Annotated in this window: 17 protein-coding genes; 6 read left to right on the top strand and 11 right to left on the bottom strand. The window is 58.3% G+C overall.

Translation table 11 applies throughout. The features are described from left to right. Nucleotides 1–699 precede the first annotated feature (699 nt). Entirely contained in the window at nt 700–1,848 is a 1,149-nt protein-coding gene (locus EKN06_RS05595; protein WP_127611818.1) for a hypothetical protein, read from the top strand. Between the two features lie 67 nt (nt 1,849–1,915). Next, on the top strand, nt 1,916–2,680 hold the full coding sequence (gene lptB / locus EKN06_RS05600; protein WP_276317268.1) for an LPS export ABC transporter ATP-binding protein: 765 nt from the start codon (nt 1,916–1,918) through the stop codon (nt 2,678–2,680). 93 nt (nt 2,681–2,773) lie between these two features. Here lptB and terL read toward each other — a convergent pair whose 3' ends face one another. From terL to EKN06_RS05615, 3 genes are read right to left on the bottom strand one after another with little or no spacing between them, the layout of a single operon-like run. Beyond that, entirely contained in the window at nt 2,774–4,186 is a 1,413-nt protein-coding gene (gene terL / locus EKN06_RS05605; RefSeq protein ID WP_127611820.1) for a phage terminase large subunit, read from the bottom strand. Continuing rightward, entirely contained in the window at nt 4,183–4,659 is a 477-nt protein-coding gene (locus tag EKN06_RS05610) for a DUF5681 domain-containing protein (RefSeq protein WP_127611821.1), read from the bottom strand. The genes terL and EKN06_RS05610 overlap by 4 nt, the downstream gene beginning before the upstream one ends. Further along, on the bottom strand, nt 4,656–6,125 hold the full coding sequence (locus EKN06_RS05615) for a site-specific DNA-methyltransferase (RefSeq protein WP_127611822.1): 1,470 nt from the start codon (nt 6,123–6,125) through the stop codon (nt 4,656–4,658). The genes EKN06_RS05610 and EKN06_RS05615 overlap by 4 nt, the downstream gene beginning before the upstream one ends. A 354-nt stretch (nt 6,126–6,479) precedes the next feature. Here EKN06_RS05615 and EKN06_RS05620 point away from each other — a divergent pair, with 354 nt between their 5' ends. Further along, a complete protein-coding gene (locus EKN06_RS05620; protein WP_127611823.1) occupies nt 6,480–7,217 on the top strand; it encodes a phage terminase large subunit family protein in 738 nt (245 codons plus the stop codon). Between the two features lie 209 nt (nt 7,218–7,426). On the opposite strand, the gene EKN06_RS05625 is transcribed toward EKN06_RS05620, so the two are convergent. From EKN06_RS05625 to EKN06_RS05645, 5 genes are all read right to left on the bottom strand, one after another. Continuing rightward, nucleotides 7,427–8,356, bottom strand: a complete 930-nt coding sequence (locus EKN06_RS05625; RefSeq protein ID WP_127611824.1) for an electron transfer flavoprotein subunit alpha/FixB family protein — start codon at nt 8,354–8,356, stop codon at nt 7,427–7,429. Next, nucleotides 8,356–9,102 carry an electron transfer flavoprotein subunit beta/FixA family protein gene (locus tag EKN06_RS05630; RefSeq protein ID WP_127611825.1) on the bottom strand — a complete coding sequence of 249 codons (747 nt, stop codon included), beginning with the start codon at nt 9,100–9,102 and terminating at the stop codon, nt 8,356–8,358. The genes EKN06_RS05625 and EKN06_RS05630 overlap by 1 nt, the downstream gene beginning before the upstream one ends. Before the next feature lie 412 nt (nt 9,103–9,514). Then, nucleotides 9,515–10,372, bottom strand: a complete 858-nt coding sequence (locus EKN06_RS05635) for an HTD2 family dehydratase (RefSeq protein ID WP_127611826.1) — start codon at nt 10,370–10,372, stop codon at nt 9,515–9,517. A gap of 3 nt (nt 10,373–10,375) precedes the next feature. Then, entirely contained in the window at nt 10,376–11,077 is a 702-nt protein-coding gene (locus EKN06_RS05640) for an SDR family NAD(P)-dependent oxidoreductase (RefSeq protein ID WP_127611827.1), read from the bottom strand. Continuing rightward, entirely contained in the window at nt 11,074–12,114 is a 1,041-nt protein-coding gene (locus EKN06_RS05645; RefSeq protein WP_164843942.1) for an alpha-hydroxy acid oxidase, read from the bottom strand. The genes EKN06_RS05640 and EKN06_RS05645 overlap by 4 nt, the downstream gene beginning before the upstream one ends. Before the next feature lie 201 nt (nt 12,115–12,315). On the opposite strand from EKN06_RS05645, the gene EKN06_RS05650 reads away from it, so the two are divergent. Further along, nucleotides 12,316–13,650, top strand: a complete 1,335-nt coding sequence (locus EKN06_RS05650; RefSeq protein WP_240654634.1) for an MFS transporter — start codon at nt 12,316–12,318, stop codon at nt 13,648–13,650. Nucleotides 13,651–13,669: 19 nt separating this feature from the next. Beyond that, nucleotides 13,670–15,364, top strand: a complete 1,695-nt coding sequence (locus EKN06_RS05655) for an MFS transporter (RefSeq protein ID WP_127611830.1) — start codon at nt 13,670–13,672, stop codon at nt 15,362–15,364. On the opposite strand, the gene EKN06_RS05660 is transcribed toward EKN06_RS05655, so the two are convergent. From EKN06_RS05660 to EKN06_RS05670, 3 genes are read right to left on the bottom strand one after another with little or no spacing between them, the layout of a single operon-like run. Beyond that, nucleotides 15,361–16,200 (bottom strand): SDR family NAD(P)-dependent oxidoreductase, encoded by an 840-nt coding sequence (locus EKN06_RS05660; protein WP_164843945.1) that lies wholly within the window; start codon nt 16,198–16,200, stop codon nt 15,361–15,363. The two genes, EKN06_RS05655 and EKN06_RS05660, sit on opposite strands and share 4 nt — an antisense overlap. Beyond that, on the bottom strand, nt 16,185–16,724 hold the full coding sequence (locus EKN06_RS05665; RefSeq protein ID WP_164843946.1) for a nuclear transport factor 2 family protein: 540 nt from the start codon (nt 16,722–16,724) through the stop codon (nt 16,185–16,187). The genes EKN06_RS05660 and EKN06_RS05665 overlap by 16 nt, the downstream gene beginning before the upstream one ends. Beyond that, nucleotides 16,721–18,247, bottom strand: coding sequence for an aldehyde dehydrogenase family protein (locus tag EKN06_RS05670; protein WP_205693810.1), 1,527 nt, complete (start codon nt 18,245–18,247; stop codon nt 16,721–16,723). The genes EKN06_RS05665 and EKN06_RS05670 overlap by 4 nt, the downstream gene beginning before the upstream one ends. 113 nt (nt 18,248–18,360) lie before the next feature. On the opposite strand from EKN06_RS05670, the gene EKN06_RS05675 reads away from it, so the two are divergent. Then, the gene (locus EKN06_RS05675) at nt 18,361–19,305 is read left to right on the top strand and encodes an SDR family NAD(P)-dependent oxidoreductase (protein WP_276317269.1); all 945 of its coding nucleotides are present in this window, start codon (nt 18,361–18,363) and stop codon (nt 19,303–19,305) included. The last annotated feature ends 39 nt before the right edge of the window (nt 19,306–19,344 follow it).

Genomic DNA, 19,344 nt, shown 5'->3' on the forward strand with positions numbered 1-19,344 from the left:
TCAGGTTTATGCTTTTGCGCGGCCCGAAACGGTCATCCGGACGAAACCTCGCGACGATTGGCCCGTTGCTCGTCGACACGACTGAGACGCTAGCGCTTCAAAATATTATGGTGTTGGCCGCAGGCGCTGATCAGAACGCCGTTCTCACGCATGAATGTCATCGACATGAGTACACCGCCCGCGAACATGGGACTAATCGAGCGGGAGAATACGGCACTCATTCGGTACTCGACGGAGATGCAACATTCTCCATGCAACCGAATCGGCGCGACAGCGCATGAAATATAATTATAAAATATGGTGAATGGCGCAGTCCTGACCTAACCAGTCTGGGGGGAATTTTTCCGTGTTAACCCCCAAAAAAACACGGAATATCGGCGAAAAAACACGGAAACGCGCCGTGGAGAAGGCAAAACCCCAGCATTCCCGCGGGTTTGGCAGGAAACTGCGCTTTTCGAGAACACGGAAAGAATACGGACCGATCACGGAACGGAAATGCGCTAACACGCAATGCAGCCCCCTAGAATAGCGACGGTCGCAATCGCTTGGATAAGATTGACGGTCGTCAACGATCATGGCCCATCTGGCGAGGCAGAATATTAAAGTCTGTCGGGATTCGGCTCGGGACACGACATTGGAGGCTTGGTCATGCGCCGTTGGATTGGCTGTGTGCTTGCGCTGATGCTGACTGGTTGCTGGATGAGCGCGCGCCCCGACATACCGGTTGGCGAACTCGTACAGCCGGCCGGGCTTCCCGGTCGCTATTGGGTCCTCCCGCTGGAAGACACCGGGTCTGGCCCGGGGTTGATAGAGTTCAGGACCGGCGAGGACGGTGGCATGATCGGCGATGACGCAGAGAATTCGGGTGGTAAGACCTTTCGTCTCGTCCGCACGTCCGTGCCGGGCGTCTACGTCAAGATCACGGATTACGACGATGACACGGTCTTGTACGGCCTACTCGAACATAGGGATTTGGGTACGTGGCAGGACTACGGCATCGAAGCAGTCGCCCAGGATGCCTCCACCGGGCCGAACCTGGCCTGGATGCAGGACATTGCCGACCGCTATGAACTGACGATCGACGCCCGCGATTCCGACAAAACGCACATCAAGGGCAAGTTGGATGGTCTGGCGATCCCCTCGCTGTTCGCCGATCCCGCTTTTTTGGCCACACTGCACGTCGCGCCTTCACGGCTCTTCCTGCCCAATCCTCCGCCACCGGAAGAAAGGGAGGATCTCTTCCCCAGCGGTGGGCCGTCGCTGCACTTGCAACTCGATCAGCCGAGCCTGCCCGGCGCAGAGTGGATTTCTCCCCCCGGGCTGGAAGGCGAACACGCGCAAGGCCAGTCCAACACGCATTTCTACCGTTCATACGGCATGCGCTTCGTACGCCTGGCCGATGGTCGTTTCGAGGTGCGCGCAGACGATCTGCAGAACTCGTCGGGAAACCCCCAGGTGCTGGGCGTGCTCCCAATTGAAGGTCTGGAGAACGAATACCTCGCGGTGAGCTTCGATCACTGGAAGTACGACGACAAGGAACGGGATTACCTGACTCTCTCGATCCTTGGCCGCACGGAGACGGGATGGTCGGTTTCCAACATCCTCGCGCGTGGTACCGACACTCTTGCTGGGAGGCAGGACCTCTTGTCCCAGCCAATGGCCGAGGCGGCGCAGCGACAAGGTGCATCGCTCGACGGCTTCAAGCTACGTGGCGGACTGTCAGCGCAGGCGCTATTGGCCCTATTGCGCGACGGCCAGTTCACGACGGGGCTGGAAGTGGACAGGCAGCGAGCGGAACATTTCGGCGCCAGCGTCTCCCGCCAAACCGAATCAACGACTGCGCCATGACATCGGTCCAAGCTCCGCCTGGATACCTTCACGCCACGGATGAAGGCCTTTTTTGGTCAATCTGTCAGTGACCGGCGGGATCATCAGAGGACTGGAAGTCCAATCTCTATCCAAACATTTCGGTTCGCGATGCGTGTTGCGCGATGTCTCGCTGCAGGTTCATCCTGGCGAAATCGTCGGGCTCTTTGGGCGTGACGGAGCGGGCAAGACATTGTGCTTCGAAGCGATCATGGGTCTGACCCACCTCGATTCGGGGCGGATTCTCCTGGACGGTAAAGACATCACCGACCTGACCATCGACCGACGCGCACCCCTCGGCCTGAGCTTCCTGTCACAGGAGACCTCGATCTTCCGAGGCATGACAACGGCACAGAACATCGCGGCTGTCCTCGAACTTCATGAACCTGACGAAGCGCGTCGCAAGCAGCAGCTCGAGGAATTGCTGTCGGCATTTGACATCGACTATGTCCGCGACACGCCGGCGATGCGCCTTTCTGGCGGTGAACGACGCCGCTGTGAAGTAGCGCGCGCCATGGCCGAATCTCCTTCCATTATGCTTTTCGACGAGCCGTTCGCCGGCATCGATCCGCTAACCGTCATCAGCATCATGAAGGTGATCCGCGAGCTGCGCGGACGAGGTGTGGGCATTCTGGTTTCCGATCAGAACGTGCATGCCATGATCGACCTGATTGACCGAGCCTATGTCCTGCACATGGGTATGATCGTGTTCGAAGGGACGCCGCAAGCCATGATCGCCGATGATAACGTGCACACCCTCTATCTTGGTCCTGATCGGAACCCTGGCGGAGACCCGGTGATATTGCAGCCGTAGTCGCAATTCAGGGCGCCACGCAGGTCTGTCAATCAAGGCGATACAATGATTGATCGAAAGGTATTGGAATGCTGCAGGTCCACGCACCAACCATCACAGATTTTTCAGGAGCGTGTGAAACTGTGCGTAGTCCGACGCCGCGAGTAGCTGGACCGTGGAATCGACCTGATCGTTGAACTTGCATTGCGGGAACTGGAACAGTTCTGCCTCGTATGCGGCGAGCCAGGCCGCTTGGGTTGGCAGCCAGATCTGACCCTGCTCGAACTTGACGCTCTGTTGCGCCCGTTCAACTTTCCCCTTTGAGGGGGTGATCGAAACCAGCCATTTGTGTCCCTCTATCTCGCGGACCGTTTCGAGAAGGCTGATGCCACTAGCCTTCTTTTCGACGACGACGAGTTTAGCCTTCCACTTCGCCTTGAGGTCTTTCACAGCCTTGACCAGCGCCGGGAAACCAGGCCGTTCCCGCCACACATCAAGCAGGAAGTAACCGTCAGGACATTTCGCCCAGGTCGTGCAGACTGTGAAGGCGTTGTCCTCATCGCCCTCGTAGGCCGTATCCCAGCTCTGGATTATGGCCTCGGTCTGCGACGGCTTTGGCTGTGTTTGGTATCGCTTGATCCAGACCTCCTTGAAGGTCGCGCCGCCTGGCGGAACCGGTCTCTGGTTGAACTGCGCCTCGAAATCATGCTCGCCCATCTGCTTTTTCAGCTGGGCAAGGTCGTTTTCGTCATGGCGCGATGGCTGGAGAATTCGACCAGCATCAAACCGAGCCTTCCATCCGCCGGCAACAATGTCATAAACCTGTTTCGTCGGATTGATCGCGGGCATGATCAGCTCTTCCCATCCGCCAACTTCCATCAGGTGCCCGGGAAGGTCCTCGGCATGGAGGCGCTGGGCAACGACAATGATCCTGCCCTTCTTGGGATGGTCGAACCGGGTGTGAACCGTCGAATTAAACCAATCGATACTGTTCTGGCGTGCTGTCGGTGAATGCGCCTCGTTCGCCTTCAAGGGATCATCGATGATTATGAGATCAGCGCCCCGCCCGGTAAGCGTGGCGTCAACCGATGTGGCGAAACGATAGCCGCCCGCCGTCGTACCGATCTCGACCTTGCTCTGCTTCTTGGGATCGAGATAGGTGTTGGGAAAAACACGACGATACCAGGCCGACCGCATCAACCGGAGCGTATCGGAGCTGAATTTTTCGGCGAGCTGGGCCCCATTGGAGGCACAGATGATCCGCGCCTTCGGATTTTGGCCCAATGTCCAGGCGGTATAGGCAATCGAGATCAGGTAGGTCTTGAGGTAGCGTGGCGGGATGCACACAAGCCCGCGACGCACGTCGCCCTGAAAAACCTTCTCGAGCAGGCGGCAGATAATGTGAATGTGCATTGCCGGTTCGATTCGACCCGGTTCGAGCACAGAAAACGCGCGCTGCGCAAAGGCACCGAAGTGTTTTCGACATAGCCCATCAACGAGGCGACGGAGTTCCAGTGCGTCGGTCATTTTCCGGCGGAACCCTGCCCATTCCCGGCTGGATCATCAGGCTTCGTGGCAAAGACCTGGAACTTCTCGCGCAGCGCAATCCACTCTGCAAGAGTCTCGAAGTCGGCCGCGGACTCTTCCGCCGTTGGCGGTATCTCTTCTACCGGATCGAATTTTGCATCGAGTTCGAGCTGCTTGTCCGTCGCCTTTGGATCACCTGCCGCCGCCTTGTTCGCGAGCTGATGGTAGGTCACCTCCTTTTTTGGCATGGTCTTTGGAACGCCGTCGATGTTGACGGTAATCTTCTTTTCAAAGGCCTCCTTGTACAGGGTCTTCTGGTTCTTCGAGCCCTTGGGCCGTCCCTTGGGATTAGGCGAAGGACAACCCTTCTTCCAATGCGTGGCGGGATCGGTCTTCCCCTTCCCCCACTTCGACGGCTCCTTATCATCCTCATCAGTCATGATCATTTCCCCCTGGTTATGGGCGCCGATCATTCGGGCCTCAGTTCCTCGTCCTCATGCAGATCGATCAGCCGCGCTTCTGCGAGTTCGGCAAACGTCATCCCCGACTGGACATGGATTGCGTCCTTCCCCGTCACCGCCTCCCAGCGCCGGATCGATCGGTCGACGTAAATCGGATCGAGCTCGATGCCGCAGGCGAGACGGCCGCTTCGTTCGGCGGCGATCATTGTGGTGCCCGAACCCATGAACGGGTCGAGCACCAGGTCACCCGGATTGGTGACATCGAGCAGTGCGTCTTCGACGAGCTCGACCGGTTTGGGCGTCGGATGATCGGCCAGCGCGCTGGCCGCCGACGAGCCCTTGCGGTTGGCGCCAGGATAGCTCCAGGAATTCGTGCGATCACGGCCATGCCGGCCCAGTTCGACGTTGTTCGTGGCGGGTTTCTTGCCGTTGCAGAACACGGCGATGTTTTCATACTGGGAGCGGTAGATGCTCCCGGTCATTCCTCCCGAGCCCTTGGTCCATATCGCCACGTTGTTGCGGGTCAGGCCGACATTCCGACCAGCCATGAGCAGCAGGTCTATCTGGCGAAAGTCCATGCAGGCGAATATGATCGCCCCCTCACTGGTCACCGTTCGACAATGGCCGAGGTAGGTGGTAAGGAAGGTGAAGAATTCGCCATCCTCCATCTCGCCGACGGCCATTTGGAAATTCAAGTGCTTGTGCTTCCCTAACCCACTGACAAATCCTTCAATTTTGCAGTTGTACGGCGGATCACTAAACACTGCTTGGGCTTCGCGACCATTCAGGACGTTGCGATAGGAAGACTCGTCCAGCGCATCACCGCACAGCAAACGGTGCTCGCCGAGGTGGTACAGGTCCCCGAGTTGGGTGACAGGCGGCGCATCGTCGGTTTCCGCCTCTTCGTCGCCTTCCTCGGAGGGCTCGACGGGATCCGGATTGATGATGATCTGGTCGATCAGCGGCACGGTGAACCCGGTGCTGAGCAGTTCGATACCGGCTGAGCGGATTTCGATCATCCGTTCGCGCAGGATGTCGAGGTCCCAGGTACCCGTTTCACCCAGACGGTTGAGAGCAAGGGACAGGGCTTCGAGCTCGATTGGCTCGAGGTGATCGACAACTCTGCATTCGATCGTCTCGATGCCAAGCTGTTTTGCTGCTTCCCACAGGACGTTTCCGGCAACGATCGCATCGTTTCCGTCGATCAGGATCGGCAGGACGATGCCGAATTCCTGTACCGACCGCATGACCGCGTGCACTTGCTCGGGGGCGGTCTTGCGTGTTCGATGCGGAGCCGGTTTTAGCGCTGCGATCGGCCGCATCACCGTTCTCATGTCCGGTTGGAGGTCATTCCTGCCGTGCCGATACTTGACTGCCTCTAGCTGTGTGGCCTTCGTGTTTCGCGAACGTCGTTCGGTCGACTTGCGCTGTAACTGCCCCTTAAGCCGGTCGGGCAGGCGGCGATCACCGCGCGCCATGATCGGTCTCCCAAATGGCATTGCGCGGGTCCGAATGGATTACGGGAACCGTGCCCGTACCCGCCGAAAGCTCAAATAAATTGGATGGGACTTCAACCATAACCTTCCCCGCCTCGTTGGTGGAGAAGGAGTGGCGGTTAGTTGCGCACGGTCCTGCCTCCACGTGTGGATGCAAGACCTGGCCTCATGAAACTAGAGGTCCATTGGCAACGACAATACCAGGTCGGTATCTGACCAATGGATCATAACCCTTGATCTGACGCAAGGCGGATTTATGATATTTCTTTGGTTGAGCGATGACGAGTTTCGGCAATCGACGACCCGATCAAGGCCAAGGACGCCCATTCCGAAACCGTGCGCGAAGCCGCGATCAACTGGTTCTCGGGTACAGCAATCAGCCGCCTCAACAATCCCAAGACCGACAAGATCATCGTTGTGGCGCAGCGCCTGCACATGGAGGACCTGCCCGGTCACCTGCTGGCATCCGGTGGTTGGCATGAGCTCTGCCTCCCGCTGGTCGCATGGCGTGACCAGATGATCCCGGTATCCAAGGTCGGAACATCCCGGTACGAGACCGGCGAAATTTTTCATCCAGCCCGTTTCAGCGAGGACAACATTGCCTCCCTACGATCGGAAATGGGCGAACGCGATTTCGAAGCGCAGTACAACCAGCGCCCCCTTCCCCCGGGAGGCGCACTGTTCAAGGCGCAATGGCTCCAGCGCTACGACAAGCCGCCCGAACGGCATCAGGTGGAAGGCATCTTCCAGAGCTGGGACACGGCCTATTCGACAGACGAGACCAACGACTATTCGGCGTGCACGACATGGGCACTGTCAGGCAAGCGCTGCTACCTGCTCGATGTGTTTCGCCAGCGGCTCGAGTTCCCCGACCTTGAAAAAGCGATCTATCGTCTGCGCGAGGAGTGGAAGGCCGATCTGGTGATCGTTGAAAATGCCGGCTCGGGACAGAGCGTCGCTCAGAACATCCGAAACAAACCGCACAGTCTCTGGCTTCAACCTCTCCTGCCAGCAGGATCCAAGCAGGATCGGGCATCGCAACAGTCGCCGAAATTCGAGCGCGGCGAGTTTTAGCTTCCGACGGATGCGCCATGGCTGAAGGCGTTCGAGGATGAATTGCTCGCATTCCCGCAGGCCAAGCATGACGATCAGGTCGACAGTGCAGTGCAGTTTTTGGCTGCTGTCGACACGGGACGGCTTAAACAATTCATGGAAGTAGCTAGGCGCAGATGATGGACGGCACCTTGCGGCACCGCCCCATTCTGTTTCGACTAGCGCCCGGATCAGAGCTTTTCGGTCAGCTCCGGGACGATCTTGAACAGATCGCCGACGAGGCCGATGTCAGCGACCTGGAAGATCGGGGCGTCCTCGTCCTTGTTGATGGCGATGATGGTCTTGCTGTCCTTCATGCCGGCAAGGTGCTGGATCGCGCCGGAGATGCCGATGGCGATGTACACTTCGGGTGCGACGATCTTGCCGGTCTGGCCGACCTGGTAGTCGTTGGGAACGTAGCCTGCATCGACAGCGGCGCGCGATGCGCCCACGCCCGCGCCCAGCTTGTCGGCCAGCGGCATGATGACCTGCTGGAAGGTCTCGCTGTCCTTCAGCGCGCGGCCGCCCGACACGATGACCTTCGCGCTGGTCAGTTCCGGACGCTCGTTCTTGGCGATTTCCGCGCCGACGAAGCTGGACAAGCCGGCATCGCCCGCACCGCTCACGTCTTCGATCGTGGCCGAGCCGCCGGTCGTTTCCGCCTTGTCGAAGGCGGTGCCGCGCACGGTGACGACGAGCTTGGCATCGGTGCTTTCGACCGTGGCGATGGCGTTGCCGGCATAAGTCGGGCGGGTGAAGGTCTTCTCGCCTTCGACCGACAGGATATCGCTGATCTGCATGACGTCGAGCAGGGCTGCGACGCGCGGCGCGATGTTCTTGCCGTGCGAAGTGGCGGGCGCGATGAACGCGTCATGGTGACCCATGAGTTCGACGATCAGCGGCGCGACGTTTTCGGCCAGCGCGTTGGCATAGGCGGCGTTGTCGGCAAGATGAACCTTGCCCACGCCCGCGATCTGCGCAGCCTGTTCGGCCACCGCGCGGCAGCCGGACCCTGCGACCAGCAGGTGGACTTCGCCGAGCTTGCCCGCGGCGGTGACCGCCGCCAGCGTCGCGTCGGCCATGGCGCTGTTGTCGTGTTCGACCCAGACGAGCGTCTTCATCACGCGACTCCCATGTTCTTGAGCTTGGCGACCAGTTCGTCGACATCGGCGACCTTGATCCCGGCCTGACGGACCGGCGGTTCGGCGACCTTCAGCGTCTTGATGCGCGGAGTGATATCGACGCCGTAATCGGCGGGCGTCTTCACATCGAGCGGCTTCTTCTTCGCCTTCATGATGTTGGGCAGCGAAGCATAGCGCGGCTCGTTCAGGCGCAGGTCGGTGGTGACGATGGCGGGAAGCGAGAGCTTCACCGTTTCGAGACCGCCGTCGACTTCGCGCGTGACGGTCACGCTATCGCCTTCGACGACGACCTTGCTGGCGAAGGTGCCCTGCGGCAGGTTCATCAGCGCGGCGAGCATCTGGCCGGTCTGGTTCGAATCGTCGTCGATCGCCTGCTTGCCAAGGATGATGAGACCGGGCTGCACTTCGGCGGCTGCGGCCTTCAGGATCTTGGCGACGGCGAGCGGTTCGACTTCGTCATCGGTTTCAACCAGGATCGCGCTGTCGGCGCCCATGGCCAGCGCGGTGCGCAGCGTTTCCTGCGCCTTGGCCGGGCCGACGGAGATCGCGATGATTTCCGTGACCGCACCCGATTCCTTCAACCGGATCGCCTCTTCGACGGCGATTTCGTCGAACGGGTTCATGCTCATCTTCACGTTCGCGAGATCGACACCCGTACCGTCCGCCTTCACACGCGGCTTCACGTTGTAATCGATCACCCGCTTCACGGGCACCAGGCCTTTCATAACCTTCTCCGTCACAACCGATTAGCGCGAAATAGAGCTTCTCACAGCTAGCCTCGGCAACTCTAATCAGATGCATTCGCTTGCCCCCAAAGGACGCGCTGCGCCAAGAGCAGATGTGGTCGATCAATCATCTTACCATCAAGAGTTAGGACCCCAGCCCCCAGATTGGCAGCAAATGCACCGACTACGCCGCCTTTTCAAATCGTTCGGGGCGATCAGCCGGCACGAACAGGAGCGAACGCAAACTTCCACGTCCGCCGGGTTTCCAATTTTTGCCTGGGACCATCTGCCCGCACCTCAATATCATGCCCACAGTTTCGTCAGGCAGTTTCTCGATCTGTCGTTCCATCACGCCCAGAGCATCTTTATGAGCTTTATGTCGCACCATCAACTGTCGGTGACAGAAGATCGGTCAGCGCCAGCTTGCGACCGCCTTCATTGCGGTAGCGCCATCGGCGCTCACCGTACATGAATGCATCTCACCGCATTCAATAGGCTCCGCACGTAATTCAAATGGATCGGGTGCGCACAGAGGTGCGACTCCGCGAAAGCGGTATCGATCTGGCAGTCGTCCGCCAGCGGCATCCGCGCAATGGTAATAGAGAAGGGTTGCTTGCAACGGACCTTGCACCACCAGCCCCGGATAACCTTCGGCTTGCGTCGCATAGTCCCGATCATAGTGGATACGGTGGCTGTTGAAGGTCAACGCAGAGTATCTGAAGAGAAGCGGCGTTGACGGTGCGATTACTTTAATAGACCCGCGCGCTTGTTCCGCCTTCGGTTCCGAAAAATGTCGGTTCTGCTCCGGTTTTGTAGCTTCGCGGTAGACAATAGTCTGGCGGTCTTCGATGCAGAGACGAGCATCGGAGTAAATCAGGTGCTCTACCGTCACAAAACACAGCGTTCCGTTCCTGCCTTCCTTTTGCTCGATGGCCGCGATGCGCGAATGCCGATCGACCGCGGAGCCAATGAGGATATTGGCATGGAATTCGATCTCACTGGCCGCCCACATACGGCGGGGCAGCGGTACGGGTGGCAGAAATCCTCCCCGCAGTGGATGTCCGTCAACATCCAGCCGATCCTGAGGAGCAGGATCGATGGACAGGCAAAAATGAATTAGGCGCGGCGCAGGATCGCCGTCTTTCGTGATCCTGCCAGAGGGCAAGCTATCAAAACCGGGCAGCGTCGCCACGAACCTGTCGACCAGAGATGGCTGCAAAACATCCCTTACCGTCTCGGTACGCCCAAGCCATTCCTGCAGGTTCTCCATGCTTCAACTTTTATCCGCGTCGGCAGATGGTATGCCTTGCGGCATCGCCAGTTTAATGGCTGCGCCGGTGACTGCAGCCGCGGCATCGGATACGAGAAACGAGATCACTTTGGCGGCGTCAGTCGTCGCCACCCACTGATCGGGTTTCGCATTTGGCATCGCGCTGCGGTTGCTCGGCGTGTCAAGAATGGTCGGAAGGATAGCATTAACGCGGATACCCTCCCCCATCCATTCGTCCGATAAGGCCTCGGTCAACGCCCTCACGCCAGTCTTGCTGGCAACATAGGCACCCATTCCAGCTTTCGCTTCGATACTCGCGGCCGCCCCGACGTTGACAATGGATGCGCCAGGTTTGCGCAAGAAAGGATAGGCCGCTTTCAGCGTGGTCAGCGCTGACAGAAGGTTCATCTGAAACATGCGCTCCCACATCTCAGTATCCCCGTTGGCAAGCGTCTGCCAGTAAAAACCACCTGCGGAATTTACGACCCCATCGAGTTCACCGAAGGCCTCTGCGATTTCGGCAATGACACCCTCCACCACTGAGCGGTCGGTCAATTCCACGCCACCAAAAACCCTAGCGGCCCCCTCAACCTCGCCACTGCATCCCAGGTCCACGGCAATAACGCGCGCCGACTTGCCCAGCTCCGAGACGATCGCCCGACCCAACGCGCCCATGCCGCCTGTCACCACAATGTTTTTCATCATGCCAAGAACCCGCCATTCACCATCGACTGAAAGAGGCAATCGGTCCCCAATTCATCAAGGCCATTCTTACCCACATCCAGAAGCGAATGCCGCAGTTCGCCAAGAAACATGTCCATCGACCTCGCCACTCCATCTTCTCCGGCAGCAGCCAGACTCGCTGAAAAGATCCGCCCGACCAATACACCGCTTGCGCCCAAGGCTTGCGCCTTGAGTAAGGTGCGACCATTGCGAATGGCCCCATCGACGAAAACCTCCAGTCTGCCGCCTGCCTCCCCGACACACGCTCCAAGCACCTGCGCTGTCGCGGCCGCATCCCTCAGCATGCCACCATGGTTGGAAACCACGACCCCTTTGACACCAATTTCAGCGCAATGCCTGACATCTTCGGGATGCATGACACCCTTAACGATCACCGGAAGTCCAGCCGCCTCGGTGAACCATTCGATATCCTTGAAATCGGCTCTCAAGCGCACCGGGATCGCCCGCTTCTCGATTCCCGCCTCCCACGATGCAATGGGGGCCGTCGGCATGTGAGAGGTATCGGCTGGCTCCCGCAAATCGACCGTCAGCACCATCGCCCGACAGCCTAAAGCTTTCGCGGTCTGGCAAATGTCCCGAAGATAGGCACGGTCGTCACTGCAATAGAGTTGTTGCCACCACTTCGCATCGGGGCAGGCAGCATGCAATGGCTCCAATGCATGTGCGACACTGCTCGGCAATGCGACTAACAGGTTACGACTCCTCCCCGCCCGAAGAACAGCCAATTCCCCATCAGGATGAAATCGCGTCGCCCGCCCGGTCGGCGCGACGATCAAGGGCCCCGCCACGTCACATCCCGACAATCGGCATCCGATAGCCGGAAGCGCACGTTCCGAACCGAATGGCACGCGAGGAATTAACCGCAACTCCGACCATGCACGCTCGTTCATCGCGCCGGTTTCGCTTTCGGCCATGCCAGTCTGGAGATATCGCCATACCGCTTCGTGCAGACTTTGTCGCGCAACCGCCATGACGCCTTCGGCGTCATGCCACTGCATGGGATCTTCGGGAGGGTTCCTCATCACGTCATCGTCGATGTGATAATAAGCAAAGGGATGCAATCTTGATGCCCCCCATTTCGCCTATGCGAACTACTCGCGGTCGAGGCGAATGCGCTTCTATCTCCCTTACATCTATATAGGATGAAAGTCGAAACACCCGGAACACGGGGGCTATCTGTTACGGAGAAGATATTGACCATGGTCCAGAAAGGCGACGATGCCCAATCGCCTTCGGCGTATGACTACTACGTCGTCGGAATCCTTGCCTTGATCTACATGTTCAGCACGATCGACCGGACTCTGATCTCGGTCCTGGCCGAACCAATCAAGGAAGAATTCGCACTATCCGATGGCCAGATTGGCCTTTTGACCGGCGCAGCCTTTGCAATCTCCTATTCCGCCGCCGGAATACCGCTAGGCATGCTGGCTGATCGTCTGGTTCGGGTCAGACTTCTTGCCTCCTTGGTGTCGGTATGGAGCTTTCTAACGGTGGCTAGCAGCCTTGCAACCGGCTGGGTGACGCTTGCGCTGGCCCGTGTTGGCGTGGCAGCGGCGGAATCCGGCGCCTCTCCTGCAGCGATGTCTCTCATCACTGACTATTTCGGCAAGGAACGACGCGGCTTCGCAATGTCGCTCTTTTATGTCAGCACACCCCTCGGAGTCGCGATCAGCTTCGTTCTGGGTGGTTACCTGGCTTCACTGCATGGTTGGCGCAGCGTGTTTGTCTATGCCGGCCTGCCGGGGCTAATCTTGGCTGGTTTGGTTCTGTTCACGATCGCGGAGCCCAAGCGCGGTCAGAAAGATGCCGCGGAAACAAAGATCAGCGATGATATTCGTGCCGAGGCGGACAAACAGAAAAAGAGTCACGTCCGCGAAGCGTTCAATATCATCATGGGAACCCCGGCCATCCTTCTGCTTATTCTTGCAGCCGCCTCGGTCGTCGTTGCCCAAGCATCACTCTCGGCGTTCATGGCTCCATTTTTCATTCGTTTCCATGACATGGACATCGCGCAAGCCGGCCTCACCATCGGGTTAGCCAAGGGTATCACCGGCGTGATTGGCATCGTGGTGGGCGGGATCGTTGCCGACAGGCTGGCAAAAGTCTCCATGTCGGGAAGCCCCCGCGTAGTAGGATTGCTCATGATACTTGCCGCGCCATTTGCGATCACGGCCTTCATCGTGTCGGATTGGCGTGTCGCCATTGCGTTCGTCGCTGCCTACAACATCCTGAACTACACTTATTATGGCGCAACTTTCGCGACCTACATGACCATCGCGCCAGCAAAGCTGCGCGGTGTGCTGGGAGCTATCCTAGCTGTTGCCCTGAACATCGTCGGATACGGCTTCGGACCACCGTTGGCGGGATTGACCAGTGATTTGCTTGCTGGTTTCGGCATTGCCGATCACTTGCGCTGGGCGTTGGTGATCACGTCCATTTTCTTTGCCATCGCTGGCATACTGTACATCGCGACGTCGCAAGCGATCCGCCGCGTGGAGAGTCGGAATTCAGAGCCGGTCGGGTTCGCCGCATGACATCCTGAACAACGCAAGTATGGCAAGTTGGGATCGATGCCACGATAGATATCCGACTTGCCTATCCCCGTTTGAATTAGCACCGCAAGAGCAGCAGGAGGTCGCCGTTTCCACCACGTTCGCACCTTTGCAGATTCCGCTGTTTCGGAATCTCTGGGTATCCAGCATGATTTCCAGTCTCGGAGCAATGATACAGACAGTTGCCGCTGCTTGGATGATGACTTCGCTAACCGGCGATGCGCAAATGGTCGCGCTGGTCCAGACGTTCACGACGCTTCCGATGATGTTGCTTTCCCTGCCATCGGGCGCGCTGGCAGATATCTACGATCGCCGACGCCTGATGTTGCTTGCCCAGACGGTCATGCTGATCGTTGCCACAGGCCTGAGCATTGCGACATTCCTGTCGATGATGACGCCGCTTATGCTCCTTGTCGTCACTTTCATGATTGCGGCAGGCACCAGCCTCCATTCTCCGGCCTGGCAGGCTTCAATTCTCGAAATCGTGGAGCGCGGCGAACTCGATAGCGCTGCCAGTTTGAACAGCGCAGGATTTAACGTGGCCCGCAGCGTGGGACCCGCAGCGGGTGGCATAATCGTCGCCACAGCCGGTGTTGCGGCCGCATTTACAGCCAATGCTATTTCCTACCTTGCCCTGATCTTCACCCTCCTCCGCTGGCGCAAGGTGCCCGCCCGCCCGCCCCTGCCACCCGAACCAGTCACGTCCGCTATCCTTGCGGGAGTTCGATATGTCGCGCTTTCTCCATCCTTGCGCGCTATAATCGTCCGTGCCGGTGCCTTTGGTTTGGCTGGCAGCGGAATCTGGGCACTGACCGCCATTTATGCCCGCGATTCTCTGGATGGGGATGCTTCCACGTTTGGTATCCTGCTCGGCGGATTCGGCGTCGGAGCGATCGGTGGCGCGCTTGTTCGTACGCGGCTGGGAAAATCGCGTGAACGGATCGTCCGGATTGGCACCTTGACCTTCGGCGCCGGCGCTATTCTGCTGAGTTTCACGACAAACATGCTGCTAGCAATCGCGCTCATGGTCTTTTGTGGCGCGGCATGGGTCACAGTTCTCACCTCACTCGGCGTCAGCGTGCAGATCTTAACGCCACGCTGGGTCGTGGGCAGGGCGATCGCGACCAACCAAGTATGCATCTTCGCAGGGATGGCATTTGGTAGCTGGTTATGGGGATTCGTGGCCCAGAATGCGTCGGTGAACATCGCATACCTCGCGTCGGGCCTGACCATGATCGTGAGCCTGATCCTCACCATCCCATTCCGTCTGATAGAACAGGAGTATCTCGATCTCACGCCTGCTCGGACCAGGCCGCTCGACGATTATCAGGGATCGATGGAACCGAACGACGGGCCGATCGTGGTTTCATTAGAGTACAGGGTGAAACCGGAACACGCGGTACGCTTCGCCGAGGCGATGAGGGAGATCGGCCAGGCGCGCAAACGCAATGGAGCGCAACGCTGGGCGCTGTATCAGGATCTCAATAATCCCTGTCGATGGATTGAACGGTTTCACAGCCCGACATGGATGGATCATCTCCGGCGGCAGATTCGCCCGACCATAACGGATCAGTTGCTGCTCGAAAGAGTACGTCACCTCTATGATGACCCAATGAAGGTGGCTCGATTGATCGACCGCAGTCGCGCTCCGCGCGAACAGGGCAAACGAGCACCAATCGTCCAATGGCCTTTCTAGCGGCGAGCTTTCCAATAGCTGTGATGCGACTTCCACTCTGGGTCGGGCCTGATCAACCGGGCGCCGCCGTCAATTGTCAGGAGTTGCCCTGTTATCCAACGCGCATCTTGGCTGATCAGAAAGGCGATGGCATCAGCCACATCGCCCGCATCACCGCTCCAAGGCAATGTGCATCGCCTGGCGCGCTCATCGCGAAGACGGCGAGCCGCGGCCTCGTTAGGGCAATTCCGATCGACCATCGCCGTCCAGACTTCACCCGGACGAACCGTATTGCAACGGATGCCCTCAGGTCCGAACTGCATGGCGATATGGTCCGTCAGGGCCTCCATGGCCGCCTTGGTCGAACTATAAGCAAAGCTGCGGGTTGGATAGGCAACGGCCGTCGTCGACACGTTCACGATTGCCGATCCCGGGCGCATGTGAGGCAGCACGGCCTGGGCCATATAGATTGCGGACTTGCAATTGAGCGCGAACGCCCTGTCGAAATCCTCCTCGACAAATTCGGTCACAACCGTGCCGAAGCCAACGCCGAGATTGTTGACCAAACCGTCGATCCGGCCGAATGCCCCGTGCATCTCGGCAACGGCAGCTTGGCACTGTCGTTTGTCGGCCAGATCCGCGACCAAAACCTTGGCCTGCCCCCCGATATCGCGGATGCGGTCCGAGGTGCGGTTTCCAGCCTCTTCCGAAACGTCGAGCACTCCGATGACATATCCCTTAGTCGCAAGCTTCAGACATGTCGCTTCGCCGATGCCATCAACCCTGTCACCGCCGGAACCGGCACCGGTGACTAGAGCGACCTTTTCTGAACCAGTAGCTGTCATCGTGCGAACCACTCGTAAGAAATGTCGTCGGGCGAAGGCTGCCCCAGCCTGATACCCTGTGCTGGAATTTCTTTCAGCACATCGGATCGAGCCCATTCATCAACCAGAATACGTTCCATCAGCCGCCAGCGCGTGCCAAATCGCTGGAGCCGGTCAAGGTAACGACCTGCCCGCAACCGGGTCGACCTTGTGTCGTCGACCTCGATGTCCTGACATGATATCACGTAGCTTTCGCTAAGTGCACGATCCCCGTCAACGTCGATCCGGTGATTTCCGACCACATGCATCCGACCGGGCCGCGGATTTGAAGGAACGGAGAGCTTTTCCACGAATACCGCGCCCTTAATCGGCATGTCCCCACCCATCCACAAGTCCGCATCCGGGTGGATGCAATCGCCAAGCAGCACATTATCGAAACGATCTACGCCGCGTGCGATAGCGATAATGACACCCCGGATGCTTTCCTTGTCCTCAAGTAATCGAATTCGATCTTCAAGAGCAGGCGTCTCAGTCCCTTCATTTTCCGGATAGATCAAGACGTCGCTTCTTTCTCTTCGACCTCGCCCCAGGCAAGGCTCTGTGGACGCGCCTCGGTCTTGATACCGACTACCTTCGTTTCCAGATATTCCTCGTATCCTTCGCGACCGTACTGGCGGCCAATACCGCTCTGTTTGAATCCGCCGAAGGGAACGTCCATGTGCATCCATACACCGCCATTGACACTCACGGTGCCCGTCCGCAGACGTTTGGAGAATTCATAGGCCTCTTCGTTGGTGGCGGCGGAGACGGTTGCCGAAAGACCGTAAATCGAATTATTTGCAATCGACAGGGCTTCGGCCTCGTCCTTATAGGGAATCACGGCAAGGACCGGACCGAAAATCTCTTCTTGGGCGATCGTATCGTCGGGCTTCACATCGGCAAAAAGGGTTGGTTCGAGATAGCAGCCCTTTGGCAGATGCTCTGGAATCGTGCCACCATGGACGAGGCGATTGCCCTCTGAGATGGCCTTGTCGATATGTGCCAGAACCCGCCTGCGATGATGCTTGCTTATCAATGGCCCCATGAAATTGTGTGGATCGCTCGGGTCACCATACTGTAAGGCAGCCATCATTTTGCGAGCGGCCTCCACGCCTTCCTCATACTGGCTCTCGGGTATCAACAGCCTGCTGCGTGCCACACAGCCCTGCCCCGCATTGTTGCAGATCAACTTGGCCGCTTCGGCAGCCTCTTCCGCGACATTAGCCGATTCCAAGACAACGTAGGCTGACTTGCCGCCAAGTTCGAGCAAAGTTCGCTTTAACGTATCAGACGCAACTGATGCGATGCGGCGACCATTAGGAGCCGATCCGGTAAACGCGATCATGTCGACACGGGGATCAGTGGTCAGCACCTCTCCTGCCAGATTGTCGGCTGCTGTTACGACGTTGAATACTCCGGGCGGTATATCCGTTTCTTCTGCCGCCAGTTTGCCGACAATAGTCGCCATCCATGGCGCGTCAGGCGAAGGTTTGAGTACGAATGTGCAACCCGTAGCAAGCGCCGGTCCCAGCTTGCTTAGCCCGGAGCCCCACGGCCCATTCCATGGGATAATGCCAGCGACTACGCCCATCGGCTCTTTCCGGATCCGGCGCTTGCTGACCACGCCGCGAAAATCGACATCGGGCAGCTCTTCATCGTACGGGAAGTCGACCGCCAGTCGCGCGTAATCTTTCAATCGCTCGATTGGCAGGTCGAAAAGCGTGTCACGGGTCAACCAGACACATGTCCCGACCTCTTTCACCAGCAACGGGCGGATCTCTTCCTTGTGAAGGACCAGCGCCTCGTGAAGCTGCATCAGACAACGCGAACGGAACTCCGCATCGCGCGACCAGTCTGTTTCGTCGAACGCGCGACGCGCAGCGGCAACCGCCTCAACAAAATCTTCAGGGGTGCCGTCCGCCGTGACCCCGATAATCTCATCGGTGGCAGGATTGATGTTGTCAAAGGTCGCACCAGACCGCGACGACACAAGTTTGCCGTCGATGAGCATCCGCCATTCGGCGATCCCGGGATTATTCACGAAGCATCTCTCCAGAGAATTGTCTGAAGGCACAAACTACCATTCGTTTCCTTTCTCTTGATACCCCCCTTCGTCGATATCGAAATCGCGAATTCTCCAAGGCAACCCCGTTCTTGCTGGCGCGGTGCCTAAGGCGACTCCTGCTTTCCTTTCAGAAAACGAGGATTGTCGAAGGACGTCGAATTGGAACATCTAGTAGGCAAGGTCACCATTGTGACCGGCGCAGGTACTGGCATCGGACGGGAAACCGCTTTGATGCTCGCGGCAAAGGGGCAAGATTGATCGTTAATGATTCCGCCCGGGATGCGGCCGACAACGTGGTTGACGAAATCCACAGCAACGGCGGCGCGGCATTTGCCGAATACAGCGCCGTCGGCACTCCGGCAAGCGCCTCGGCGATCACCGATGCGGTCGCCAGTCGCTTTGGCCGAATAGATATCCTCGTTAACAACGCGGGGATATCCCGGCCAGCACCCTTTGGACAAGATTCCGACGCCGACATCGAACTGGTTTTCGCAGTCAATCTGCTTGGGCCGTATAGCCTAATGCGCAGAGTTTGGCCCATGATGATCGCACAAGGGGGAGGCACCATTGTCAATACGGCATCCAGCGCAGCCCTTGGCTCAGGCGCGAGCGGAGCCTATGCACCGTCCAAGGCGGGAATCATCGGCCTCACGAAAGAAGCCGCCATCGCCGGGGAAGAATATGTCATCAGGGTCAACGCAATCATGCCGAGTGCATGGACGACTTTGCTGGACAAGCATCCCGACGAGAGTTTCCGTAATTGGATGCAGCAGCATTTCCCGCCTCGCATGGTGGCTGCCGCCACCACTTTTCTCGCAAGCCCGCAGTGCGACCTAAACGGTCAGATTCTAATCGTAGGAGGCGGCTACGTTTCGCGGCTTTGCTTCAGTATTGACGCAGGAATCACAGACAAAGACCTCACTCCCGAAGCACTGGAGAGCAATATCGATGCAATTGCTCTTGGGAGTCCGATCAGGGAATTGATGTTCCAGCGAGACCTGCAGGATGTGTACTTCGGCCTCTTTCCAAGATGAGAAAGCCATTTCAGGTGCAATAGCTCCCTCGCGGCTCGC

It is taken from the genome of Croceicoccus ponticola (assembly GCF_004004515.1).
GTDB lineage: Bacteria > Pseudomonadota > Alphaproteobacteria > Sphingomonadales > Sphingomonadaceae > Croceicoccus > Croceicoccus ponticola.

Bases quoted from the DNA above. Each gene is read 5' to 3' on its own strand.
- EKN06_RS05595 (WP_127611818.1), top strand. From the start codon at position 700: ATGAGCGCGCGCCCCGACATACCGGTTGGCGAACTCGTACAGCCGGCC.
- terL (WP_127611820.1), bottom strand. From the start codon at position 4,186: ATGACCGACGCACTGGAACTCCGTCGCCTCGTTGATGGGCTATGTCGA.
- EKN06_RS05610 (WP_127611821.1), bottom strand. From the start codon at position 4,659: ATGATCGGCGCCCATAACCAGGGGGAAATGATCATGACTGATGAGGAT.
- EKN06_RS05615 (WP_127611822.1), bottom strand. From the start codon at position 6,125: ATGGCGCGCGGTGATCGCCGCCTGCCCGACCGGCTTAAGGGGCAGTTA.
- EKN06_RS05625 (WP_127611824.1), bottom strand. From the start codon at position 8,356: ATGAAGACGCTCGTCTGGGTCGAACACGACAACAGCGCCATGGCCGAC.
- EKN06_RS05630 (WP_127611825.1), bottom strand. From the start codon at position 9,102: ATGAAAGGCCTGGTGCCCGTGAAGCGGGTGATCGATTACAACGTGAAG.
- EKN06_RS05635 (WP_127611826.1), bottom strand. From the start codon at position 10,372: ATGGAGAACCTGCAGGAATGGCTTGGGCGTACCGAGACGGTAAGGGAT.
- EKN06_RS05640 (WP_127611827.1), bottom strand. From the start codon at position 11,077: ATGATGAAAAACATTGTGGTGACAGGCGGCATGGGCGCGTTGGGTCGG.
- EKN06_RS05645 (WP_164843942.1), bottom strand. From the start codon at position 12,114: ATGCAGTGGCATGACGCCGAAGGCGTCATGGCGGTTGCGCGACAAAGT.
- EKN06_RS05650 (WP_240654634.1), top strand. From the start codon at position 12,316: ATGGTCCAGAAAGGCGACGATGCCCAATCGCCTTCGGCGTATGACTAC.
- EKN06_RS05655 (WP_127611830.1), top strand. From the start codon at position 13,670: ATGGCAAGTTGGGATCGATGCCACGATAGATATCCGACTTGCCTATCC.